The sequence below is a fragment of the Pseudomonas sp. BF-R-01 genome, assembly GCF_019946615.1.
In the GTDB taxonomy this organism is placed as follows: Bacteria; Pseudomonadota; Gammaproteobacteria; order Pseudomonadales; family Pseudomonadaceae; genus Aquipseudomonas; species Aquipseudomonas migulae.
The window spans coordinates 1-24555 of sequence record NZ_JAGYFX010000040.1; the positions used below are offsets into that span (position 1 = coordinate 1).

Below are 24555 nucleotides of genomic sequence, written 5' to 3' on the forward strand. Positions count from 1 at the left end.
GGAGGTTCTGCGCAGTGGGCAACCCGGCATGGATGCCGGGTTAGCCGCCCCCGGCCATGGATGGCCGATGGCGGCGGGCCCACGGAGCAGGACCGGAGCGAGGGCATGGCGAGCCTTAGCGAGCCACCGTACGTCAGGGGCGCAGGCGCTTGGTTACTTGGCGCTTTTCCAAGTAACCCGCTGTAAAAGCGGAACCAATAGCAGCCGTTACCACAACAACGGATATGTACACCCCCAAAAAATCACCGGCCTCAAGCAAGCATCGACATCAACCCCCCCTGACGATCAAGTTTGGCCAGCTCGTCAAACCCTCCAACATGCACATCACCGATAAAAATCTGCGGTACGCTACGGCGACCACTGCGGCCGAGCATCTCCTCAAACTTCCCAGGTTCCGATTGAACGTTTATTTCCTGTGCCGCAATGCCTCGGCTCGCCAGCAAAATCTTGGCGTTGCGGCAATAAGGGCAAGTGTCAGTGGTATAGAGCGTCACGGTGTTCATCAGCGGTTCTCCCGAATAGACAGTCGTTCAAGCATCGATGGCCGGAAAATCGATCTCGGTCAGGGCGACGTTGTTGAGGTAATTGGTCAAGGTCTGCGAGGCCACGTGAGCGATCACTTCGACAATCTTGCTGTCGTTGATCCCGGCTGCCCGTGCCGCTGCGATCTGCTCGCTGCCCAGGTGGCCACGGCTTTCGGTGATCTGCCGGGCGAGGGTGGCAAAGGCATTGAGCTGGCCGCTGCGGGCGCTGAGGATGTCTTGCGCGGATAACCCGGCCTTGCCGGCAAACAATGTGTGGGCCGCGAGGCAGTAGTCGCACCCATTCACCTGGGACGTGGCGAGGAAGATCGATTCTTTCTCGGTGGCGCTCAGTGACGTTTTACCGAGGGTCGCAGACTGTTGCAGATAAGAGGACAGCACGGCGGGAGCATGCGCCAGCGTCTTGAAGACATTGGGCAAAAAACCGATTTTTTTCTGCACGCCTTCCAGCAGCGGGCGAGTGGTGTCGGTGGCGTGTTCGAGGCTCAGGGTGTTGATGCGGCTCATGGTGGATCTCCGTAGATGACGGCGCGGTGTGCGCTGGGTACGGGGTCCATGCTAATGACGAGTGCTGGTCTATTGGCTGCAAATCGTCGAGGATATGCGACTGATCGTCCAAATATGCCGCCAGGAGCCTGTCCATGGATCGCTTGTCCACCTTGCTCAGCCATTTCGGCGTCAGCGCCGGTACCTTCCACAGCGGGACCTTTTGCGGCACCACCGGTTTTGACGGTGATCAGGCCTGCGGGCACCTCCATCTGCTGCAATCCGGCGAGCTGACCCTGAAACTGGCCGATGAGCGCGCGATTGAGCTCAACACACCCACCTTGATTTTCTTCCCACGGCCTTACCGCCACCGATTGATTGCCGCTGACACGTCCGACACGCAACTGGTGTGCGCCTCGCTGACGTTCGATGGCGGTGCGGGGAATGCGCTGGCGGCGGCGTTGCCCGATTACCTGGTGCTTGATCTCGATGAAGTGCCGACCATGGCCGGTACGCTGGACTGGCTGTTCAACGAAGCCTTCGGCGGCATTTGCGGTCGCGAAGCGATGATGGACCGCTTGTTCGAAGTGCTGGTGATCCAGTTGCTGCGGCACATTCTGACCAATCGCGAACAAAGCCCCGGCATGATGGCCGGTCTCGCCGACCCACGCCTGGCACGCTCGTTAAGCCTGATGCACGACACGCCCGGCAAGTCCTGGACTGTGGCTGAGTTGTCGACGGCGGCCAACATGTCCCGGGCCAGTTTTGCCGAACACTTTCGTCAGGTGGTGGGGCAGACCCCGGTGGATTACCTGGTGAGCTGGCGCATCAGCCTGGCCCAGAAACGCTTGCGTGAAGGCAAGTCCATTGCCCTGATTGCCGATGAAGTGGGGTATGAAAGCCCTTCGGCGCTCGCCCGGGCATTTCGGCGCAAGACCGGCGTCAGTCCGCGAGAGTGGATGCATGGCGGCCAGCGTCGATAGTTTTTTGTCGCCGGTGTTTCGGCGAGGAAAAAGCAACGCGTTCAGGCCCGTTTTCGGTAGGGCTGATGCCCATGTTTGAGTCGTTTCAAGGAGATAGAGACCCTTGTTGTGATGAGGACTAATTGTCGATTTATTGACGCCATTCTGCCTTGATTTTTATTTTAATTTATTGTTGTGACAGACCATTGACGTGCTGGCTATGTGCTTATAGGCTCCAATCAGCTGGGTAACGAATCCTTCATTCGATATCAGGAAAACCCTGTGTGCAGGGAGGCGGGCTTCAATGCGTTCATCACTGGTTCTCAAATCCGTTTTGTTCTGCGTGCTCTTTAATGGTGCGGCCATTGCCACCGCACAAACGGCCAATTTGACCCGTGAAATTAACCGCATGGGCGATGCTTGCCAAGCGTATGGTCCAAAAGCGGGCATGACCGCCGCCGAGCAGGGTGGTGCCCCTTCAACCGTTGCAAACGGTCCTGGTGCGGCAGCTTCGGCCAGCGATATCAGCTTCGCTGATACAGCAAAAAATCAAATCAACAGCCTTATAGAATCCGCCACCAAGGTGGGCGCTACCGTCAATAGTTCTTCCTGTGACGGATTAATGGCGCAACTTGCCGTTGACAAGTTAACGGCAGATTCAGGTACGCAAAGTAAAGTTTTGAGTGGCGGGGATGATGCCCTCACCAATCAATCGAATGCAGTTCCGTTAGCTGCTGCCGCCTGGTTGTTTTCATCCGCGTTATTCGGTTTTGTCATGGTTGCCAACCGGCGGAAGGTGTAGCTAGCTTTTTGTTTTTGCTGGCGATTGTGTGGCGCATTGACACTAGTGATTGATATCAATTTGATCTGCTAGTGGGTTTGGCGATGTATTAGCTGAATGACGGGCTCTATTAAACAGAGTGCTATTAATTTGGCAGGCAGACATCGAGGTCGATATGTTTAACGACAACTTATTGTTAAATAAAAAACTTCCTTCGCCAGCTGTTTCCCGGCAGGCAATAGAGGCGTCAGGCCGACGAAAACCGCACGGCGTTGAGCGCAAAAAACAACCCCTTGATCGTTTCCTTGACCTAAAAATGAGCAAGAGTGATTTACCCCGGTTTTTATGCAAGACTCTTGGCAAGGCTACTTAGGCGGAGGGATCCCGATGTCGCGTTTCTGGTTACCTGTGGTCTGCGCGCTGGCAGTTATGCCCAGCATTTCCAATGCCGTCGCAAACGATGCTGCATACCGGTTGAGTCCGGGTGACAAGCTTGCCGTTTCCGTTTGGGGCGAAGACAAGCTCAAGCAGGACGTGATCGTTCTTCCCAACGGAAGCATTACCTTCCCGCTGGCAGGGCAAGTCGATGTGGCGGGTCTCGATACCACCGCAGTCGAAGAGAAAATAGCTGCCAAACTTGTAAAGTACATACCCGATCCGCAGGTGAGCGTTGTCGTCACCAGCACGGATGGCAATCTCGTGTACGTGCAGGGCAAAGTGTTGAAGCCAGGCAGTGTCCATTTATCAGGTCAAACGTCAGTGCTGCAGGTTTTGAGCGTGGCGGGCGGGCTCGACAAGTTTGCCGACAAGGATGAAATCAAGGTCGTGCGACTCAACGGGACCAAGCAACAGATCCTGCCAGTCAATTACAGCGATCTGATGTCCGGGCGTGACATGTCCACCAATATTCTCCTCCAGGCCGGCGATACGCTGGTCGTGCCTTAGACTTGCGCGATGCATTAAGGATTAACTTGCTTGCTCTTCGAACTACCGGGGTTGCCACTGCAACCCTGATCCTGTCGTGTTCCGGTGTGGCCCATGCGGCGACCTGGCAATCATCAATCGCGGTGCCTTCGACTGTCGAGTACGACAGCAATCCACTGTTGCTCACGAGTGGCGAGCAGGGTGTGACCCGCACCATCATCGCTCCCGAGTACGGCCTTGTCGGTACTTCCGGTCGGGATGAGTTTCAATTCGGTCTCGGTGTATACGTCGTGCGTTCTTCCGATACCGACATCGTGACGGACCGTGAAGACCCCCGATTGAAACTGGGGTGGCAGCGGGAAACCGAAACGGGCGGTTTTGGGCTCAAGGCCAGGTATGAAGAGAGTTCAACGCTCTCTACTGCCGTTCAGGAAACCGGCGTGGTGGCAGCCGACGGCACGCAAAAGCTGTATACCTTGGGCGGCAACTGGCATACGGCTCTCAGCGAGCGAAGTACCTTGCTCAACGAGACTGACTACACTCATGTCACTTACGACATTCCGACCCTGATCAACTACGACGAACTGGCCACCCGCTTTACGTGGAGCTACGCGTGGAGCGAGCAGACCGAGGTGTTCACCCGTTTGGGCGTCAGGCGCTATGAGCCTGAGAAGGGCTCTGCAGTGGCATCCTCCTCAAACAGCTATACACCCACGGTCGGCGTGAACTTCCAGCTCTCCGAGCAGTTCAAGGGTACGGTGTACGCGGGCGTCAATCAGGTTTCCGGCTCGGGTGACGGCCCCAAGGGGCAGGGCGGATTGACCTTGCAATACACCGGCGAGCGGTTCGATGCAATCGTCGACGCCGGTCGCAGTACGGTCGCCAGCGGTGACGGCGGGTTCGTCGAGGCGGATAACCTGAAGGGAACATTCAGTTACGCCATCGATGAGATCCGACGCACCGGTTTTGATGCCTCCTGGCAGGACACTAAAGGCCAGACGCCAAACACTTTGCTTAATTACAGTGCCTGGATCAGTCAAGAACTCTCGCCTTTTTGGATTGCGCGCCTATCCTTCACGTACAAGGAGCGTCAGCAGGACGGCTTGCCGGATGCCAGCGCAAATATTGTCGGGATGACACTGATTTACAGTTACCCCGGTCTCTGAAATTCAGTTGTGTGAGAAATATGGCCTCTGAATACGAAATGTCGGTCAACGACTACATCGCCATCGTCAAACACCACGCCGTGCTGTTGATCGTGAGTTGCGCAGCCATACTTGGCGTGAGCATCGCGGTCGCGATGTCGCTGCCGCCCACGTTCGAGTCCTCTGGCACGATCCTGATCGAGTCGCAGCAGATCTCGCCTGAACTGGTCGCGACAAACAACGGCACCTTTGCCGATGAGCGCATCGAGGTCATTCGCCAGCGTGTGATGACCCGGGAGAATCTTTTAGCGATCATCGACAAATACAACTTGTTCTCTTCGCAAGGCCGGCAGTTGAGCGTTTCCGAGAAAATCGATGAAATGCGCAATACGATCGGGGTCACCCTGGTCAGCGCCGCGGTCAAGGGTCGCGGGGAAGTGACGATTGCGTTTCGTCTTTCCTTTGAGCACCGCCAACCAGAGATTGCCAACAAAGTGGCCAACGAGCTGGTGACGCTGTTCCTGAATGAAAACATCCGGCAGCGCACCGAGCGCGCCAATGAAAACACAGAGTTCGCAAAGCAGGAGGCGGACAAGCTCGAGGTTGCCCTGAATGCCCAGGACAGTCGCGTGGCGAAATACAAGGAGGAGCACAGCAAATCGCTGCCCGAGAATCGGGAATTGCTCACGAACATGTTGACCCGCGCCGAAAACGACCTCAAGGAAGTCGATCGTGACTACAAGGCTGCCCGTGAGGATTTGCGCTTCAATGAGTTGGAGCTTGTCGCCGCCAATGCCGGCGTAGCGACCAAGCCTGGCGTGGCGGGTGCAGCCGCTGACAAACCGCAGGATCTGGGCAGCCTCAAGGCGGAATACGTCCGTTTGCTGACGCTGTATACCGAAGCCCACCCCGATGTGCGTGCCGTGAAACGCAAGATTGCGGCACTTGAGGCGAACAAGTCGGTGGCGGGGAGTTCGGTAGTGTCCGTCAGTATGGATGTAGCGAAGGCTCAGGCGCGGATCGCGGCCACCGACGCGCGTATCAAGTCGCTGGCCGATCAGAAGCAGCAGACGCAGCAGAAAATAGCCGAATACGAAGCGCAGATTATTGAAATGCCACAAGTCGAGCGCGGCCTGATCACGCTGATGCGTGACCATGACAACGCGAAAAAGAAATACGAGGAAATGCGCGCCAAGGAGATGAATGCGAGAATTTCCGAAAGCCTGGAACAGGAAAACAAAGCCGAGCGTTTTGTTCTCCTGGAGTCGCCGCTGATGCCTGAAAAACCAGTACGGCCGAACCGCAAGAAAGTGGTTGCCATGGGCTTCGTTCTTGCCCCTGTGGGCGCTGGCGCATTGGTGATGCTCCTGGAAATGCTGACTCAGCGCGTGCGCGGAGCTGAAGCCCTGGGTAGCGTGTTGGGGCGGCGTGTACTGGTTGCCATTCCCTACATTCACACCAAGGCGGAGCTGGCGAATCGCAAGAGGTGGCGAACGCGCTTGATCATCTGTGGGATAGTGGCATTCGTGATCTTTCTGGTGCTCGTGCACTTCCTCTACATGCCACTGGATCTTTTGATTTTTAAAGCTTTGGGCCGGTTTGCATAAGGAATACAGCCATGGAATTTAACAAGACCGATACCGAAGATGATGAAAAACAGTCGTCCTCGGCCCTCGTGGCCACGCCAAAAGCCATGACCGCAACCGGGCACTCTGCAGGTCTGAATGCGCTCAGTTATGTGCAAACCAAAGTTGTGCCTTTGCGCCCGGATCATCTCGAGCGCAACCGCATTGTGGCGTACAACAAGAACTCGAACATGGGCGGGGCGTTCGACCTGCTGCGCACGCAAGTTCTGAAAATCATGGAAGAAAACGGCTGGCGTACGCTTGCCATCACCTCGCCGACGCCGGAGGCAGGCAAGACGGTCCTGGCGATCAACCTGGCAATGAGCATCGCCCATCACACCACCAAGACTGCATTGCTGGTGGATTTTGACCTGCGCCGTCCGACAGTGGGTGCCTGCCTGGGTCTGCCGATGGATAAATCGCTCAATGAGTACCTGGCCGACGAAGCGGAACTGCAAGAGGTTCTGGTCAACCCGACCTTGCCGCGTTTTGTCGTCCTGCCGACCCGTAAGCCGATTCCTCTCTCCACCGAGGTGTTGTCATCGCCCGCAGTGACCCATTTGATCAGTGATCTGCGTGAACGCTACAACTCGCGTATCGTGATTTTCGACTTGCCGCCAATCCTCAGCTCGGACGATGTCATTACCGTCCTGCCGAAATTCGACTGCGTCCTGCTCGTGGTCGCCAACGGCATGAACAGCAAGAAAGAGATCGAGGAAAGCTTGCATCACCTGGGCTCAGCCAATCTGATTGGCACGGTGCTGAACAAAGCCGAGCCGCAAAACCGCTCTTACTACTAGCGCGTCACCCTTCGGCGCGCGGCGCGTTATGCGCCAGCGCCGACTGTCAGTGCCAAGGGTGCTTCTGCTCCCACTTCCAGGCGTGCGTCACGATCTCTTCAAGCGAGGCAAATTGAGTTTGCCAGCCCAGTATCGCGTTGGCCTTTCGAGGGTCGGCCACCAGCCGTGGCGGGTCGCCGGCACGGCGGGGCGCGTCACTGACGCAGAAGTCCTGGCCGGTGACGCGACGCACAGTGTCTATCACTTCCTGTACTGAAAACCCTTGGCCGTTACCGAGGTTGAACGCCGTGCTTGCGCCACCGGCCAGCAGATAATCCACGGCGAGTGCGTGAGCGGCAACGAGATCGACCACGTGGACGTAATCGCGAATACAGGTGCCGTCCGGCGTGTCGTAATCCCGACCAAACACGGTGATGGATTCGCGTCGGCCCGAGGCCGCTTGCAGGATCAGTGGCAGCAGGTGGGTTTCCGGTTCATGGCGTTCACCCAGCTGTCCTTCAGGGTCGGCGCCGGCGGCATTGAAGTAGCGCAGGCACACCGATTTAAGACCGTAGGCGCGGTCGAAGTCTTCCAGTATCTGCTCCACCATCCACTTGCTGCGGCCATAAGGGTTGATGGCGGCCTTGGGATGTTCTTCGTCGATGGGCACGTATACCGGGTCACCATAGACGGCGGCGGTCGAGGAAAAAACCAAGTGTTTGACCTTCGCGCGCACCATGGCTTGTAGCAGCGTCAGCGTAGCGGCGAGGTTGTTCCGGTAATACTTGGCTGGCTCGGTGACGGATTCGCCGACCTGGATAAATGAAGCGAAGTGGAACACCGCATCAAAATGTTCAGCAGCAAAAACATCGTCCAGGGCTTGCGCGTCGGCGATGTCCAGTTCGACCAGCTTTCCGCCCGGCAAGGCGCTGCGGTAGCCGGTGGAAAAATTGTCTGCCACCACCAGCTCGTGACCCGCACGCAGCAATTGTTTCACCATGTGCGAGCCGATGTAGCCTGCGCCGCCAATCACCAAAAACTTCATCCTGACCTCCTGGAAACTGTTCCTGTGCAAGCGGATTGCAGCGTCAGCGAGTGGCGTTTTTTCTCAAAAACAACCAATTGGACGCCTGCAGGTCGTCGAACTTGATCGTATAGCGTCCATCAACATAGGTTGCGGGCAGTTTCTTCATTTGTGCGAGCGTGCCTTGGGTGAAGAGCGTCAGGCCAGGCGGCGCCTGGAGGCTCAGCGTGCCCTCCAGAGGCTCCACATAAAACGGTGTTTTGTCGTCTTCCTTGGGGATGGCGCGGGTGCCCAATGAAATCAGCAAATCCTTCGATTGTGCGACGGGTGCGTTGTCCAGGCTCTGCACCACCACACTGGCATTCGCCGTTTTCACTTGCACCTTGATGTTGCCGAGGCTGATCGATTCGCCGCCGATCCAGCCGGTGACAGCCTGGGTACGGGGTGTATCGATGGTGTAGATGCCTTGTTTCCAGTTGCGCTTGAGCTCGCCCGTATCCGTCGTGGACTCGCTGGCATTGGCGTCCAGCAACGACTGGTCAGGGTCATGAAACACCTTGGCAGTGCTCGGGATAATGCCCGGCTGCAACCAGGCCAGTTCCGGCGTTTGTGGCATGGCGATTTGCAGCTTGCCTATCTCCATCGCCGTGCGCAGCAGTGCAGAATTGGCCGGTGACACGGGTTTGTTGAACAGGGTGTCGGGCGTCGGTGCGAAGACGTACGTCGTGTTGGCTTCGCTGACGTCACCGCGACGATAGAGCAAGGCGGCGGCGGGCAGGGTGGCCAGCATGGCGGGGTCGTTGTAGGCGTGCCAGTTATCGGCCGTTACCCAGTCGCCGTCGAATGATTGCTGGCTGTAGGCATATTGCATCAGCGCGTCCCAGCCTTGGTGGCTGGCGGTGCCGGCGACATAGAGTGGCAACGAGTGGCGGTCGGGTGTCGGGAATGGTTCGTTGTTCCACTCGGTGACGGTCAGGGGTTTGCCTGTCACCTGGCCGGCGGCGATCCAGTCGATGATGCCGTCGGAGGTGAGCGGGTTTTTCTCCAGCTGGCCCGCGCCGCCGTAGCTGTGAACGTCGATGACATCACCGCTGGTCAAGGCCGGCAATGAGCTCAGGCCGTCACCTCCCCAACTGCTGGTGGTGGCAATGGGCACCTTCACGCCGAGGTCGCGCAGATGCTGAATCATCTCTACGTTGAAACGCTGTTCCAGATCGTTAAGGAACAGTTTGGAGGGGCCATGCTCCCACGAACGCCAGGTCAGTCCTTGCGATAGATTGTGCTGGCTGGCAAAGACATCGGCCTGGTTTTTGTAGAGTTTCCAGTGCTTGGGAACTCCCTTGTCTCGCAACAGGGCATTGCCGAAGTGTTGAGTGACGTCGTTTTCGTTGGTGATCAGGACGGCGGCGATTGCCGGCTCGTCTTTGTAGGCGAGGCCGGTAAAGGGATTTACGTGGGTCATGTAGGCTTCGGTGAAGCGTTTCATGGCCTGCTGAATGGTGATGTTTACATACGCGTAACCCTTGAGGCTGGCGTTGTTCTGCTCATTTTTTGGCAGCTCATCGAAGGCAAAAATGTTGTCCTTCGGCATAAGGGCTCGCTCGACGTGCATGTCGAGCCAGACATAAATACCTTCGTCTTTCAGGCACTTGATCCACCAGTCGATTTTTTTCAGCGACTGCGCGCTGAGTTGCTGAGTGTCATGCGTGAGGTCGCGCTCGCCAAAAATGTTCGGGCTGACCCAGGGTGAGTCATGGTGGTGCAGTCGCACGAGGTTGAAACCGAGTGCCGACAGGCGTTTGGCTTGCTGCTTGATTGCATCGTCGGACGTTTGGAACAGCGCGTAGGACGTGATGTTGGTGCCCCAGAAACGCGCCGGGGTGTTGTCGGCGAACATCAGCTGCTCGCCGGACGCTTTGACGAAACCGCGCTTGCCCGCAGGTTTTTCGTCAGCATTGAGAAACGACAGATCGACCGGTGAGGTTTTTATGTCGATGTTGTCGTTCGGCCAACGTGTCGGGTCCGTCAGGCCAAAGCGCTCGGTCAGGGTCGGGCCGAGTGTCACATCACCCGAGACGCTCAGGGTGGCTTTGATGTTTTGCTGGCCGGGCCTGATCGTGGTTTTGTAGAAAAAAGCGCGCACCTCGGATCGGTCGCCGGGTTCAAAATAGACACTCGCCAGTGCCGGCTCAAAACGCATCTCGATGCGTCGTCCTTGTGCGTTTCCCCAGGCCCAGCCGCTGTTGTCGGGGAGCAGCACCGGTTCGCCCATCTCTTCAGCGAACAGTGCCGGGTCAAACTTGAAGACGATGCCTCCGCCCATTACACCCGACTTCGTGCTGTGCGCATCGAGGGCAAAGTTCCAGGTCAGCTTTTGCTCGCCGTCCTTTTGAATCTGCGCCGTCAAGTCGAAGTCCAGGTCTTTGTTCTGGCCTTCCAGGGAGTAACTGTGGGGGGCGTTTGCCTTGAACCGGGACGCAAAATACAACCACTCCCAGTTGCTTCCCCAGAAGGTGAATGTCGATGCCAAGACGGGGCTGCCACCGCGTGTCAGCATCGGCAGGCCGCTGCGCTCATCCACGCTCGCGACCCAGTCCGACGCCCAGCTCCTGAACGGCCAGATGGCAACGCACAGGAGCGCGATGAGCAGCAGAGGTGTGCGGCGAAACAAGCTGGGCATTGGCATTACCGGAGTTGAGGATGGGCACTTACAGCGGTTGCAGGTGAGGTTTGCCTGAGCTTGCGAACCATCTGGACATAGGCAACGCCCAGCCCGGCCACCGACCAATACACCACGGGGATTACCGTGATGCTGCTGACGGTAACGATGGTCACCAATATGCCCGCCAGCGTCGCGAAGAGCGCACGCCCCAGTCGGCGCGTCTCATCGTCCTTGTCGGAGAAAGAACGCATTGCCTTGCGCAGACCGAAGAGCACCGTGGCGAAAAAAGCCACGAACAGTGTCAGCCCGATCAACCCGACCTGCAGCGCCACGTTGATGTAGGTGTTCACGATATCGATGATGCCCTGGCCCTGAATCATGGACTGCATTTCCGGCGTGTTGCGGAAGTCGAAAGCGCCGAACAAGGGGTTGCGCTGGATCACGATCATTGCGTTATCGATCAAGCGTTGCCGGTACGTGATGTTCTCTACTTCGATCGTGCCTAAGAACGGTAGCAGGTCCAGCACTTTTTGCCCGCCAGGCACGACCGCCAGCAAGGACAGGGCGAGCACGCCGACCAACGCCAGCAGAATCAGGCGTTTGAAAGCGCTGCGGCCGGTGGCGATGAAGGTTGCGATCATGACGGCGGCCCCGATCCACGGGCCGCGCGACAGCGGTGCAAACAACCCGCCGGCCAGCAGCAGTGCGCCGAGGCGGCGCTGGAACTTGCTGCGCACGTTTTCCTGCAGATACATATAAAAGCCGATGGCTGTGCTGATCACGAAGCCCAGCGCAATCGCCTGGCCGGTCGTGGCGCTGGCGCGCAATGAACCGCCACGGTTCAGGTATCCGGACATTTCCCATTGCATGCCCAAGGCATCGATCAACGCGCTGTACAGCAGCCAGCTGCGGGCAAATTCGAACAGGCCAATAATCGACAACACCATGGAGGCGAGGACAAAGGCCAACAGTGCGTCCTTGAAGTCGCTGAGGTTTTTCAGTGCCCGGCTGGCCACGTAGTACGGCAGAAAAACTTCGATGAACATGTAGAGCACTTGGCGCAAGGTGTCGGTGGGCGTGGTTTCGCGCAGCAATAGCAGGCTCGCCAGCAGGATGTTGGCGGCCAACAGTTTGTCAGGCCAGGTCCGCCCGAATGCCAGCGTGTCTGCACGCTGGCGCAGCACAAAAAACGCCGGCAGCAAAACGCACAAGGACAGCAGGCGAATATGGTTGAGATCGAAAAAGTAGTTGATCACGCCCAAGCCTGGAATCTGCGCCGAGGCCGGCGGGACCAGAAACAGCAGAAAGAAGAACAGCGCGATGGGGTTGCGCTCGCGTTTTCCCACGACGGTCATGATGACGGCGGCAACGGCTGCATACACCCAGAAGCTGTGCGAGACGAAGACCAGGAGCGTCAACACGAACCACAGATTGCGGCGACGCGTGAAGTCGCTGTAGGGGATAAGGTCCGCTGCAGCCCGGCGTGAAAGGGTAAAAACGATGCCGGCCAGAACCAGAATGACGGTTAACGCGCGTAAGTGCTCAGGCATGAGTTTTTAAACTTATTGAGTGGTGAGCGAAGCATAGTGGATTGCCTGATTGCGGCTATAGTAACGTTCGTGCCACAGAGTCCGGGATTGATGTTATGCCTTCAGTTGATTTATCGCCATCGTTGAGCCTGCGCAAGCGAGCGATATTCGCCGGAGCATGGAATCTCGGAGCACTTGTCACCTCTCAAGCCGTGCGCCTGGGCGGCAACCTGATCATGGCTCGCCTGCTGATGCCGGAGATGTTCGGCATCATGATTATCGCTACCACCGTTTCGGTCGTTATCCATTTGCTTTCCGATGTGGGCTTGCGCCAGAACATCATCCAGAGCCCGCGTGGTGACGATCCGGTATTTCTCAATACCGTCTGGACCGTGCAGATCGTGCGCGGTTTTATCCTTTTTGCCTTGACGCTTCTGATTGCAGGCCTGGCCTGGTTTGCGCAGGTCATCAATCTGTGGTCGCCTGGATCCACCTATGCCGCACCGGAGTTGCCGCTGGTGTTGGCCGTTACTGGCTTGTCCGCGCTCATCTATGGTTTTCAGTCGACAAAGGTCGACGTGGCCGTTCGTGCATTCCAGCAAAAGAAAGTCGTGCTCGCCGAGTTTGCGTCCCAGATTTCCGGCCTGCTGGTGATGCTGGTTATCGGCTACTTCACCCGGTCTATCTGGTCGCTGGTGGGGGCGGGTCTGGTTTCCGCCCTGGTCAGTCTGCTTCTGGGGCATTTCTGGTTTAAGGGCCCGCATAACCATCTGCAGTGGGATCGCAGTGCGCTCCAGGAGCTGGTCGTCTTCGGGCGCTGGATATTGTTGTCGTCGGCAGTGGGCGTATTGGCCATGAATGGCGATCGCATCTGGTTCGGCGGCAGCATGTCGGCCGCCGAACTGGGTGTTTATTCCATTGCCGTGCTGATTCTGGGGGCTATTACTCTCGGCGCGCAGAGGCTGGTTGGCGCCGTGGCGTTGCCAGCTTTCAGCGAGGCGGCAAGAAGCAATGACACCGTACGGCTGCGCGCTTTGTATGACCGCTTCAGACTGATTATCGACATCGCCTTGCTGTTTATTTGCGGGCTGTTGTGGGTCATCAGCCCTCTCATCATTCACTGGTTATATGATGAGCGTTATGCCGAGGCCGGCAACATGATGGCCGTGCTCTCACTGTCTTTCTTCATCTTGCGCTATGGCGTGGCGCATCAAGCCTGGCTTGCCTTGGGGCTCACGAAGTACCAGGCCATGGATAACATTATTCGCGCCATCTCGTTATGGGTGTTACTGCCGCTGCTGCTGGCCGTTGGCGGCGTGAAATATGCAATTTGGGGTGTCGCGCTGCATACGTTTCCTACACTTGTGCTAATTGTTTATGTGAACCGTCGTGTGGGGCTGTTCAATCTCAAACGAGAGCTGGCTGTACTGCCAATGGTGCTGGTAGGCGTCGGGTTTGGGGAGTTAGTGTTGGGCCTTGCCAATTGGCTTTGACTTGATTCAAGTCTTTTGCAGTCTTCAATTTCAATGTCGGGGAGCTTGAAGCATGAGTGAACTTGATTTGAATATCTCCGCGATGGGGCGCAGAGAACTCCTCCAGGCGTTCGCTCTATTAAGTCTGGGGGGGATGACATTTGGACTGCCCTCGCTCCTTGCTTCGCCTTCTTCTGAAAAAAACGGGTTTGTCGTCGTCAACGGCTGGGTGTTGCCGGCCCAGTATTTTCGGCAAACGCGAACATGATCAAAGATTACCAATCGCAGAAAGAACTCCGCGATCATTATGACTTCTGCATCATCGGGGCCGGGCCGGCGGGCATCACGCTGGCGTTGCGCCTGGCCGGGAATGGTCGGCACGTGTTGCTGATCGAGGGCGGGGGGCACGAATATTCGCAGCCCTCGCAAACCCTTTATGACTGCCCCTCGACAGGCCTGGATGTCTACGCACATGAAACACGCCTGCGCTTTCTCGGCGGCACGTCCAACCACTGGGCGGGGCGTTGCCGTCCCTTCGAGAAGTCAGACTTCGAAATGGCTCCTCCGGTCAAACTGCCCGGCTGGCCCATAGCGTTTTCCGAGATCGAGCGTTATCTGCCAGCGGCCATGGCTATTGTGGATCTTCCGACGGATTCCGGATTCAAGGCCATTAATGCGTCCATGGATGGCAACGACTTTGACGCGGATCGTTTCCTGCTGAGCCCGCCGACACGATTTGCACAAAAATACGCCAAGGAACTTCAAGAGACCGAGGGGCTTGATGTCTTCATCAATTGCAACTGTGTCGATCTTGAGTTCGATGCCAAGACCGGCCGCATAGCCACCATCGTTGTGTCCGATTACGAGAAGCACCGGGAACGAGTGAAGGCAAAGCAATTCATTCTGGCGACGGGCGCCATCGAGAATGCCCGGCAGCTGATGAACAGCGAGTCCCTGGCATCCGCCGGCATTGTCAGCAAGGACGGTTTCGTCGGCAGATGTTTCATGGAACACCTGAACCTCGAGCTGGGTACCTTCATTCTGGGGGAGGGGCAGAGTACCGAGCCTCGGCAGTATTTCACCACCGATGCGTTTGTCGCGCACTTTCAGTCAGGTAAAGGGAACGTTTCTGCTGCGTTGCTGGCGGAGGTCAAAGCCTATGGGCGAACAGCGGCCATCAAGGGTTTTCTGGAGACCCTCGTCTGCGACGTCGGAATGGGGCACAAGATCGATTTCATTACGAATTTCAATTGCCCTGGCGACGGGGTGATTACCACCCTCATCGAACAATTTCCCAACCTTAACAGCCGCGTCAATTTGCTCGAGGCGCGAGATGTCTTGGGGATGCGCAAGGTCAACATCAACTGGGAGCTGGTCCTCGAAGACAGGCATACCATCAAATCGATAGGGCTGGAGGTGGCGAAGTGTTTTGCCGAAACGGGGTTGGGCTTCGTCAAGCTGCATGAGTACGTGTATGACGTCTCTGTGCCACTGAAAGTGACGCCCCATGCTCATCATATGGGGACTACACGGATGGCCTCGGCGCCTGAGTCCGGTGTGGTCGACGAGAACTGCAAAGTGTTCGGCACCGAGAATCTTTACGTGGCGGGCAGCAGTGTCTTTCCTACAGCCGGTGCGAGCAATCCGACCATGCCGCTTTTACAGCTTACCCTGAGGCTGGCAGATCATCTCAATCATCAAGCGGGCCCGGCGGGCAGATATTCCTGATACTACAATCAAAAAAACCGGGGTGTACCTGGCTCTGGCACGGATGAACATCGCAGGATTTGTGAGGCTGACAGGATGATAGGGCTGGCAAGACGTGCTGTAAGTTATTACGTCAACAAAACGGGGCGGGGACGCTGGCTCTTTAAACGGTTTTGTAATCCTGACGGGTTCGAGTGGGCTCGATATCTGGCGCGCTGGGGATCACTGCATTCCGTCGGCAGCAATGTGTGGATCAATGTCGGGTGCAATATCGCTGACCCTTCGCTGGTGCGCCTCGGCAACAACATCGCTTTAGCGGATTGCACGCTGTTCTGCCACGATGGTGCCGTTTTCTTCTCCACTATCTACAACGTAAAACTCGATGCTGTCGGACCTGTCGACATCCGTGACAACTGCTTTGTCGGGCATGCTGCGATCATCATGCCGTGTGTGACCGTAGGTCCGGGCTCAATTGTCGCCGCAGGTGCTGTTGTCAGGAAAGATGTTCCGCCTGGTGTCGTGGTCGCGGGCAATCCAGCGAGGGTCATTTGTACCGTTGACGAGCTGATGAAAAAATTCGAGACGCGCTGCAACGACTATCCGTGGATGGACCTGATCAGAGAACGCAACGGTGCCTATGATCCAGGCGTGGAGCCGGCGCTGATGGCCATGCGAGTGCAGTACTTTTTTGGCGAGTCACCCAAATGATCAATACGCCCCTTGATGTGCTGGTCGTCAACTACAACACAGCGAAGCTGTTGCAGCCGATGTTTGATGCATTGCGCCAGTCAAACAGTGCGGATCTGACGCGCTACTTGATGGTGGACAATGCCTCTGCCGACAATTCGCTGGAGTGTCTGGCCTCCATTTGCCCGGAGGCGTTGCTGCTGGCCAATGACAAAAATGTGGGCTTTGGCCGTGCCAACAATCAGTTGGTTGAACACTTGCAGGGCAAGTACGCGTTACTCCTCAATACCGATGCCTTCGTTGCCGCCGACACCCTGAACAAAACCCTCGAATACATGGAGGCTCATCCTGATTGCGGCGTGCTTGGCGTTCGGTTGGTCGGACGCGAAGGCGACTTGCAACCCTCCTGCCGCTATTTCCCCACGCCGTTGAATGTCTTCCTTTCCCGTGCAGGGCTTGAACGCTTTTTCCCGGTGGTGAAGCGGGTCGACGACATGGAATGGGATCACGACTCGGTCCGTGAATGCGACTGGGTGCCCGGGTGCTATTACCTGATTCGCCGGGAAGTCATCGACCAGGTGGGCTTGTTCGACCCGCGCTACTTCCTTTACTACGAGGAAGTTGACCACTGCAAACGCGTCAAACAGGCCGGTTGGAAGGTGGTTTTTTACCCGCATACCACGGTGGTACATATCGGTGGTGAAAGCGCCAAAACGGTGGTTGAACTCAACGCGGTCAGTCGGCAAATACCCAGGATGCAAATCGAAAGCGAGCTGTTGTACTTCCGCAAGCACCACGGCCTGCTGGGGTTGGGCTGGCATATGTTCCTGGTTTGCCTGGGGGATCTGATTCTGGCGCTCAAGGCGCTGCTCAAAGGTCGTGGCCGAGCCGCCATCGCGGCGTGCTGGCAGCATACGCGTGCCACTTGGGCGCTGCTGCGTGAAACCCGACTCGCTACCCAACCCACACGGTAGGTCAATCAATGTTCGAGAATATACGGGCGGACTTGCGTGCCTATGGTGGTGATTGGGGCGCTCAGGGATTCTGGGTCATGCTGGTTTATCGCTTTGGGCGCTGGCGCTACGGTGTGCGCCCGGCACTGCTACGTAAACTGCTCTCCTTTATCTATAAAGTGCTCTTCAAACTGGTGCAGATCATGACGGGCATCGAGTTGCCCTGTGAAGTCGTGGTCGGGCGCAACTTCGTCATCGATCATTTCGGCGGGATTGTGATCAGTGGCTATGCGCAGTTTGGCGATGATTGCCGGATCCGCAATGGCGTCGTCGTAGGCCTGAAGAATGTGAACGAGCCGATTGCCCCGGTTATTGGCAATAATGTGGATATCGGCACCGGGGCCAAGGTATTGGGCAACATCCGCATTGGTAACAATGTCGTGATCGGCGCCAACGCCGTGGTGCTGATCGACGTACCCGACGATTCGGTGGCCGTGGGTGTGCCCGCGACCATCAAGAAAAGGAAGTCAGTAGAAACAGAGGAGTACTCATGAGTTATCCGAAGGCCTGTTTCGATGGCGGCGCTGAGTGAGCGTCATGACTACCGGCATGGGTGTCGTTGTGATCGGTCGTAATGAAGGACTGCGGTTGCAGCGTTGCCTGGCGTCGCTGGTTGATGCCGTGCAGCAGGTCGTTTATGTCGACTCCGGCTCAACCGATGGTTCGGTGCCAATGGCGCAGGCGCTTGGCGTCGAGGTGGTCGAGTTGGATATGAGCATCCCCTTTACCGCTGCACGCGCGCGCAATGAAGGATTTGCCTGCGTGCAACGCGTGTTGCCTTCGCTGCGTCATGTGCAGTTCGTCGATGGTGATTGCGAGGTCGTCGGCGGCTGGCTGTCAAAGGCGCAAGCCTTTCTGGACGCGCACCCTGAGGTGGCAGTGGTGTGTGGGCGGCGCCGTGAACGCTTTCCTCAGCATTCGATTTACAACCTGTTGTGCGATCTCGAATGGGACACGCCGATAGGCGAGGCCAAGGCCTGCGGGGGCGATGCGTTGATGCGGGCTGACGCCTTCGCCGATGTGTCGGGGTTTCGCCCGGATCTGATTGCCGGGGAAGAGCCCGAGTTGTGTGTGCGGCTGCGTGCCAAGGGCTGGAAAGTCTGGCGGCTGCCTGAGGAAATGACCCTGCACGATGCGACCATGACCCGGTTCGGCCAATGGTGGAAGCGAACCCTGCGCGGCGGCTACGCTTTTGCCGAAGGTGCTTATTTGCATGGGGCGGCCCCCGAGCAGCATTGGCTGCGTGAGTCACGCCGCGCGTGGTTCTGGGGCCTGGGCATTCCGCTGGCAACTGTTCTCGCCAGCCTGGTGCTGGGAGGGGCTGGCCTGCTGTTGTTGCTGGTCTACCCATTGCAGGTCGTGCGCCTGGCCCGTCGGGGTTCGGGATCCGCGCGGGAAAACTGGTTGCAGGCATTCTTTCTGGTGCTGGGAAAATTTCCCGAGATGCTGGGGCAATTGAAGTTTCTTTTGAACAGGTTCGGCGCTCGCAAGTCCGCGTTGATCGAATACAAGTGAGACTTAAATGAATAACTGGCAACTGCTGAAAAACGCGTTTTCTTTACACGCTGGTTATTCATTGAGAGCCGTGAAAAACAAGCTCGAATTAATGATTTTAGTGGCGAAGAACTGGGCTGACCTCAAGCTGTTCACCGGGCGCATGTCGAACGCTTTGGGCAGCGCCGGTTTTGCGAAGTTGGGCGGGGATTGTGTGGGGGTCGTTCATTGGCCCTACATCAGCAAAAGCTGGAACCCTCAGGACCGACTGAGTGTGTTGGCGTCGCACTATGAGGTGGTGACGAAAAGCTGTCCGCAGCTATTGCTGTTTGGTCGAAGTGAAAGTCTGGTGTTGAGTGACTTGTCGGCCTTCGCTGCCGATTGTTCCCTGGTGCTGGATCGACCCATTTGGTTTATGCGCGAAGGCGAGTTGGTGTTGAACCTGTTTCAGGGTGATTTACGCATTGCATCGATTGCGTTCACCTTGTGTTGCACCGAGGGTGAGCTGTGTATTTTCATCGGTGCCGTGCAAGGGATTCACAAAGGGGTAGAGAGCGAACGCTCCCTGGACATTTACCGGGAGCTGACAAAAAGTTTCGAAGGTCTTCGGCCACGAAGCTTTCTGATTGAAGTCATTAAATACATCGCGACCCGGATTGGCGTTGAAAAGATCTACGCAGTAAGCGATGGGTTCCGTCATCACCGGCACGCCTATTTTGGTGCTGAAAAAAACCAGGACCTGGCGGCCAATTACGATGTGATCTGGCTGGAGCATGGCGCGACGCCGTCAGCGCGGGAAGACTTCTTTGAAATCCCCATGGCCCCGTCGAGCAAACCGCTTGAGAGTATCGCGTCGAAAAAACGCGCCATGTACCGCAGGCGTTATGAGTTGCTGGAGGACACGTTCAAAAAGATAGACGGCGTGTTGATTGGCAGTTATAGCCACCCGCGTGGGGCTGATTGACGTTCCAGGCCGCTGAACTACTGTGGGATGCCCCGCTGTAATCATTCACCGCAACGACAGCCAAGCTTGGTGCTTATGCGTATCGCTTACTTCATCAATCAATACCCCAAAGTCAGCCATAGCTTCATTCGTCGCGAGATTCTGGCATTGGAGCGTCAGGGCTTTGAAGTGCAGCGCATTGCCCTGCGCGGCTGGGATGCGCAGTTGGTGGATGCCGAGGACGTGTCCGAGCAAGCCCAGACCCACTATGTGTTGCAGGGCGGAGTCAAAGCGCTGGCAGGGCCGGTGCTGCAAGTGCTGCGCGCGCAGCCGCGACGCTTTTTTTCGACGCTGTGGCTGGCGTTGCGCATGGGCCTGCGTGCCGATCGGCCGTGGCCGTACCATGTGATCTATTTGTTCGAGGCGTGCCGGTTGTTGTCCTGGTTGCAAGCGTTCGGTGCCAGGCATGTGCATGCGCATTTCGGCACCAATTCAACCGAGGTGGTGATGTTGGCCCGTGCGCTCGGCGGGCCTGCGTACAGCTTTACCGTGCACGGCCCGGAAGAGTTCGACAAACCACAATTTATCCATCTGGGCGAGAAAGTCCGGCGCGCGGCGTTTGTCGCAGCGATCAGTTCCTATGGGCGCAGCCAGTTGTTTCGCTGGGTGGAGCATGCGCATTGGGAAAAGGTCAAGGTGGTTCACTGCGGCCTGGAGCGGGCGTTTCATGAGGTGGCGGCTGTCGCTGTGCCGTCTGTGCCACGGTTGGTGTGCGTGGGGCGCTTGTGCGAGCAGAAGGGGCAACTGTTGTTGCTTGAGGCAGCGCGAAAACTGGCGGCGCAAGGCGTGGTGTTCGAGATCGTACTGGCCGGCGACGGGGAAATGCGTGCAGAGATCGAAACCCTGATTGCGCGACACGGCCTGCAGGCGCAGGTGCGCATTACCGGCTGGATCAGCAGCGATCAGGTGCGGGCGCAAATCCTGGCGGCGCGGGCCCTGGTGTTGCCGAGCTTCGCCGAGGGCTTGCCGGTGGTCATCATGGAAGCCATGGCCTTGCGCCGGCCTGTGCTGACGACCTGCGTGGCGGGCATTCCCGAACTGGTGCGTCAGGGCGAGAACGGCTGGTTGTTTCCCGCAGGTGCCGTGGATGAGTTGGCGGTGGCGCTGGCCGACTGCCTCGCGCAACCTGTCGAGGTGTTGCAGCGGATGGGCGATGCCGCGTATCAGCGGGTGCTGGAGCGGCACGATATCGATACCGAAGCAGCCAAGCTGGCTGAATTGTTCAAGGCGCACGCATGATCACGTTACTGGGTTGGCTGTTCAGTGCACTGCTGATACTCATCGTCCTGCCGGTGTGGGTGTTGTTCGTGCAGGTGCTGCTGGCCGGCCTGCCGGTGCGATCGCTTGCACCGGCGCAAGGATCGCGACCGAGGGTGGCGGTGCTGGTGCCGGCTCACAACGAGTCCTCGCTGATCGTCGCGACGTTGAACAGCATTCTGCCGCAACTGCTGGCGGGCGATCGCCTGGTGGTTGTCGCGGACAACTGTACTGACGACACGGCCGCGCTGGCCCGCGCCGCAGGTGCCGAGGTGGTGGAGCGCAGCAATGCTCAGCAGCGAGGCAAGGGGTATGCACTGGACTTCGGGGTGCGTTACCTGGCCAGCGATGCACCGGACGTGATGATTGTTGTCGATGCCGATTCGCGGGTGGGTAAAGGCTCGATTGAGCGTTTGGCACTGTGCTGCATCGACTCCGGGCGTCCAGCACAGGCCCTGTACTTGATGCATGCGCCGGCAGGCTCCGGGTTGAAAGTGCAAATTGCCGAATTCGCCTGGTGCGTGAAGAATCAGGTGCGAGCGCAGGGGTGGGCCCGACTGGGGTTGCCTTGTTCGTTGATGGGCTCGGGAATGGCGTTCGTCTGGCGGGATCTGGCGTTGATCGAATTAGCCAGTGGCCACATCGTCGAAGATTTGAAGATGGGCCTGGATTTCTGCCGAAGCGGCAAACCGCCCCTGTTTTGCCCCGGTGCGTTGGTCAGCAGTGATTTTCCGCGCAGCGACGAAGGCCTGAGCATCCAGCGCACACGCTGGGAGCATGGTCATCTCGGGGTCATCCTCAGTGATGCGCCAAGGTTGCTGTTAGAGGCTATCCGCAAAGGCAACTTGAATCTTCTGGCAATGACCGCGGATTTACTGGTCCCGCCGCTGGCCTTGCTGACGTTGCTGCTGGTGGTCGCCTTCAGCCTCTCATGGCTGGTGGTGTTGCTCGGCGGCGCGTTGGCGCCAGCCTTGATCGCGTCTTTCGGGCTCGCACTGTTGGGCGTGACTGTCTTGCTGGCATGGAGTCGGTTCGGTCGCGGGATCATCGCGTTTTCAGCCTTGTTGTATGCGCCGTTCTACGCGTTGAAGAAAATCCCGCTGTACATTGGTTTTGTGCTCAAGCGCCAGGTCGACTGGGTGCGTTCGAAGCGAGATGACACCTGATGAGCCCCTTATCCTGGCAGCACAACTGGCAAACCATCCTGCGCAAACTCAGGGTGGTTCGCGATGCTGGCGACGAACAACAATTGATTGATGCATTGTCCCGGTCCGAGGGGACGACAGTGCTTGGATTCGTCAATGCCCATGCCATGAACCTAGTGACGGCCAACCCCGCTTATTACGACGCGCTGTCGGCGGCTGACGTGTTGTTACGGGATGGCTCCGGCATGGCCATCCTGTATCGCCGACTCGGTCTCGAGCCGGGTCTGAATATGAACGGCACCGATTTCATCCCCAAATTACTGGCCGCCTACAAGGGCCGGCGCGTGGCGTTCTGGGGGACTGAAGAGACCTTTCTGGCCAACGCGGTGCGGCATTGCGAAGCGGTGTTTGCGGTCAATGTCGTCTCTGCTCACCATGGTTTTGCAGGGGTGGATGATTACGTCAACCTTGCCCGTCAGTCACTGCCGGAACTGGTGGTGCTGGGGATGGGCATGCCCAAGCAGGAAGTCGTTGCCGCGAGACTGGCCGCCAGTGGCGTGCCATGCCTGGTGGTATGCGGTGGGGCGATCCTGGATTTTCTCGGCGGCAAGGTGACGCGAGCTCCGCAATGGGTGCGTCGCCTCGGTTGTGAGTGGGTGTTCCGGCTGCTCAGTGAGCCAAAGCGATTATTCACTCGCTATATCGTGGGTAACCCCAAGTTTTTGTTACGCACACTCATCTGTCGAAGTTCCTGACGTAACAGGAATTTGACGTCAGTTTTAATATTCTGGCTGCCTGAAAAGCACGTCTGAAATATCTTGCAAAACTCTGCGCCAGCATCTTTACTCACCCTTGTATTACCGACTCGGTGGATGAGTTGGAGCGTTTTTTTGTTAAGGTTGGAGACGAATAAATGACGTCAGAAAATCTTGATTACAGAGAGTGAATGGCGAGTTTCTCGCAAGAAAGACAGCTGGACGTACATTCAAAAAACAGCGCACATCATATGGGTAGTTATGGTTTGCCGCATATTTTGAAAAGCGTGGTGAGCTATCGACTCTCATTTCGAGTGTTTGATCTATTGGTTTGAAAACTCAAATGAACGCTTCTTGATGTGTGCTAATAAGCAAATGAACGCATATATATCAAAACTGATACACAAGTTAATGTCGCCTTCCATGCGATTTGAGCTAAGAAAAGCGCTCGCCTGGTTACGTGACATAGCCGCGCGCGCCTGTGTTTGGCGCTGGGAAATCGCCAGGTTCAAACTGCGGGAAGACAGCCGCTACGACATTCTTTACGTGGGCAGAAAATCCCAGCGGGAATTTGTGAAGGTGCTCTTGGGGGGTGAGACTCAGGGGGTTGATAACCTCTCGAAATCAGACCGCACGGTCGTTGTCAGTGACATGCCGACCTGGGGTGCATTGTATGTGCCGCAATACCTGAGTGCTGTCGTGCCACTGCGCAGATCCATTGATGAGATTACGGCGCGATACAACACCGAGTTACGGCGCAATCTACGCAAGAACCGGTTGCGCTACGGCATGAAGCAAGCATTGAACGATGATGAGATTGAAACGGCGGATCGGGAAATGCTTCAACCCTACGCCAGGGCCCGTCATGGCGCAGCCGCCTCGCAAATCGCATCACATGAAGTTCAACGGGTGGCTAAAAGAGCCGGACGCCTCGATCTGGTGGTGTTGGAAGACCAGGTTGTTGCCTGCCATCTGGGGTGCGTCGTCACCCGCGCGGGCAAGCGCTATTGGAGCACCGTGCGTTTTGGCTACCCTGACGAGGTGTTTTCAGATGCCAGGAAATTACGTGAAGTCAATTCCATCACCACGTTCATGGCGCTCGAGTGGGCGATAGAAAACGGATTTGATTACTACGATATCGGGACGTGTCTGGCACGTCCGGACGACGGGCTTCTTGAGTGGAAAAGAAGGCGCGGCGGTGATGTCGATACGCTGGGAAACCATGGCTACGTGTTTGTTCGGCTGCCCAGGACCGGCGCTGCGCAGTTTCTGTGGGAGACACCGCTTTTTGCTGTAGAAGGCAAACATCTGACACTTCATCTTGGAATACCCGACGGGCCAAGTGATGAAGAAGTTGCAAATCGATATCGTGAAATGGGCTTTGGGGGACTATCCAAACTGTATCTCCATTGTTCCAGGGAGCCGGACACTGCGCTGCTCGATAACTTGCGTAGTCGCTATGCTCATTTGAAGTCGCCGCCCATTCTGCAAACTATTCTCTGCACTTGAGAAATTGAAAAATAGTTGGCTGTAAATACTGTGTAATCATATTGCGCCGGGGGT

Annotated in this window: 24 protein-coding genes; 19 read left to right on the forward strand and 5 right to left on the reverse strand. The window is 57.1% G+C overall.

The features are described 5' to 3' along the window. Positions 1-251: 251 nt before the first annotated feature. Together grxC and KGB27_RS16300 are read right to left on the reverse strand one after the other, a co-directional pair. A complete protein-coding gene (gene grxC, locus KGB27_RS16295; RefSeq protein WP_008041062.1) occupies positions 252-503 on the reverse strand; it encodes a glutaredoxin 3 in 252 nt (83 codons plus the stop codon). A 27-nt stretch (positions 504-530) separates the two neighbouring features. After that, on the reverse strand, positions 531-1049 hold the full coding sequence (locus KGB27_RS16300; protein ID WP_223555330.1) for a carboxymuconolactone decarboxylase family protein: 519 nt from the start codon (positions 1047-1049) through the stop codon (positions 531-533). A 134-nt stretch (positions 1050-1183) separates the two neighbouring features. Between KGB27_RS16300 and KGB27_RS16305 the strand changes: the two genes are divergently transcribed. From KGB27_RS16305 to KGB27_RS16335, 7 genes are all read left to right on the forward strand, one after another. Next, the gene (locus tag KGB27_RS16305) at positions 1184-2011 is read left to right on the forward strand and encodes an AraC family transcriptional regulator (protein WP_008033956.1); all 828 of its coding nucleotides are present in this window, start codon (positions 1184-1186) and stop codon (positions 2009-2011) included. A gap of 283 nt (positions 2012-2294) precedes the next feature. Then, on the forward strand, positions 2295-2792 hold the full coding sequence (locus KGB27_RS16310) for a hypothetical protein (protein WP_207285926.1): 498 nt from the start codon (positions 2295-2297) through the stop codon (positions 2790-2792). Positions 2793-2946: 154 nt separating this feature from the next. Further along, a complete protein-coding gene (locus KGB27_RS16315; protein ID WP_223451987.1) occupies positions 2947-3144 on the forward strand; it encodes a hypothetical protein in 198 nt (65 codons plus the stop codon). 14 nt (positions 3145-3158) lie between these two features. Beyond that, positions 3159-3716, forward strand: coding sequence for a polysaccharide biosynthesis/export family protein (locus KGB27_RS16320; RefSeq protein ID WP_207285927.1), 558 nt, complete (start codon positions 3159-3161; stop codon positions 3714-3716). A gap of 26 nt (positions 3717-3742) precedes the next feature. Next, positions 3743-4861 (forward strand): hypothetical protein, encoded by a 1119-nt coding sequence (locus KGB27_RS16325; RefSeq protein ID WP_207285928.1) that lies wholly within the window; start codon positions 3743-3745, stop codon positions 4859-4861. A gap of 20 nt (positions 4862-4881) precedes the next feature. Then, entirely contained in the window at positions 4882-6447 is a 1566-nt protein-coding gene (locus KGB27_RS16330; RefSeq protein WP_008041067.1) for a GumC family protein, read from the forward strand. Between the two features lie 86 nt (positions 6448-6533). After that, positions 6534-7265: a CpsD/CapB family tyrosine-protein kinase gene (locus tag KGB27_RS16335; RefSeq protein ID WP_223437084.1), complete on the forward strand. Its 732-nt coding sequence runs from the start codon at positions 6534-6536 to the stop codon at positions 7263-7265. 46 nt (positions 7266-7311) lie between these two features. Here the strand turns inward: KGB27_RS16335 and galE are convergent, their stop codons facing one another. The 3 genes from galE to KGB27_RS16350 are packed head-to-tail and all read right to left on the reverse strand — an operon-like array spanning position 7312 to position 12480. Continuing rightward, entirely contained in the window at positions 7312-8289 is a 978-nt protein-coding gene (galE, locus tag KGB27_RS16340) for a UDP-glucose 4-epimerase GalE (protein WP_008041069.1), read from the reverse strand. Between the two features lie 43 nt (positions 8290-8332). After that, positions 8333-10948: a cellulase family glycosylhydrolase gene (locus KGB27_RS16345; RefSeq protein ID WP_223555333.1), complete on the reverse strand. Its 2616-nt coding sequence runs from the start codon at positions 10946-10948 to the stop codon at positions 8333-8335. A 5-nt stretch (positions 10949-10953) separates the two neighbouring features. Beyond that, a complete protein-coding gene (locus KGB27_RS16350) occupies positions 10954-12480 on the reverse strand; it encodes an O-antigen ligase family protein (protein ID WP_223555335.1) in 1527 nt (508 codons plus the stop codon). A 95-nt stretch (positions 12481-12575) separates the two neighbouring features. Here KGB27_RS16350 and KGB27_RS16355 point away from each other — a divergent pair, with 95 nt between their 5' ends. From KGB27_RS16355 to KGB27_RS16410, 12 genes are all read left to right on the forward strand, one after another. Next, complete coding sequence (locus KGB27_RS16355) at positions 12576-13952, forward strand: oligosaccharide flippase family protein (RefSeq protein WP_008041072.1); 1377 nt, start codon at positions 12576-12578, stop codon at positions 13950-13952. A 52-nt stretch (positions 13953-14004) separates the two neighbouring features. Then, a complete protein-coding gene (locus KGB27_RS16360; protein ID WP_223555337.1) occupies positions 14005-14199 on the forward strand; it encodes a hypothetical protein in 195 nt (64 codons plus the stop codon). Beyond that, a complete protein-coding gene (locus KGB27_RS16365; RefSeq protein ID WP_223555339.1) occupies positions 14196-15659 on the forward strand; it encodes a GMC oxidoreductase in 1464 nt (487 codons plus the stop codon). The genes KGB27_RS16360 and KGB27_RS16365 overlap by 4 nt, the downstream gene beginning before the upstream one ends. 75 nt (positions 15660-15734) lie before the next feature. Continuing rightward, positions 15735-16346: an acyltransferase gene (locus KGB27_RS16370; protein ID WP_008041075.1), complete on the forward strand. Its 612-nt coding sequence runs from the start codon at positions 15735-15737 to the stop codon at positions 16344-16346. After that, complete coding sequence (locus tag KGB27_RS16375) at positions 16343-17299, forward strand: glycosyltransferase family 2 protein (RefSeq protein WP_008041076.1); 957 nt, start codon at positions 16343-16345, stop codon at positions 17297-17299. The genes KGB27_RS16370 and KGB27_RS16375 overlap by 4 nt, the downstream gene beginning before the upstream one ends. An 8-nt stretch (positions 17300-17307) precedes the next feature. Next, a complete protein-coding gene (locus KGB27_RS16380) occupies positions 17308-17832 on the forward strand; it encodes a serine O-acetyltransferase (protein ID WP_008041078.1) in 525 nt (174 codons plus the stop codon). A gap of 43 nt (positions 17833-17875) precedes the next feature. After that, positions 17876-18853 carry a glycosyltransferase family 2 protein gene (locus KGB27_RS16385; protein ID WP_223555367.1) on the forward strand — a complete coding sequence of 326 codons (978 nt, stop codon included), beginning with the start codon at positions 17876-17878 and terminating at the stop codon, positions 18851-18853. A gap of 7 nt (positions 18854-18860) precedes the next feature. Beyond that, positions 18861-19796: a DUF535 family protein gene (locus KGB27_RS16390; RefSeq protein WP_223555341.1), complete on the forward strand. Its 936-nt coding sequence runs from the start codon at positions 18861-18863 to the stop codon at positions 19794-19796. 75 nt (positions 19797-19871) lie between these two features. Then, entirely contained in the window at positions 19872-21074 is a 1203-nt protein-coding gene (locus KGB27_RS16395; RefSeq protein WP_223555343.1) for a glycosyltransferase, read from the forward strand. Continuing rightward, positions 21071-22258 carry a glycosyltransferase family 2 protein gene (locus tag KGB27_RS16400; RefSeq protein WP_223555345.1) on the forward strand — a complete coding sequence of 396 codons (1188 nt, stop codon included), beginning with the start codon at positions 21071-21073 and terminating at the stop codon, positions 22256-22258. The genes KGB27_RS16395 and KGB27_RS16400 overlap by 4 nt, the downstream gene beginning before the upstream one ends. Next, positions 22258-22992, forward strand: a complete 735-nt coding sequence (locus tag KGB27_RS16405) for a WecB/TagA/CpsF family glycosyltransferase (protein WP_192229049.1) — start codon at positions 22258-22260, stop codon at positions 22990-22992. The genes KGB27_RS16400 and KGB27_RS16405 overlap by 1 nt, the downstream gene beginning before the upstream one ends. Positions 22993-23367: 375 nt before the next feature. Next, positions 23368-24501: a hypothetical protein gene (locus tag KGB27_RS16410; RefSeq protein WP_223555369.1), complete on the forward strand. Its 1134-nt coding sequence runs from the start codon at positions 23368-23370 to the stop codon at positions 24499-24501. The last annotated feature ends 54 nt before the right edge of the window (positions 24502-24555 follow it).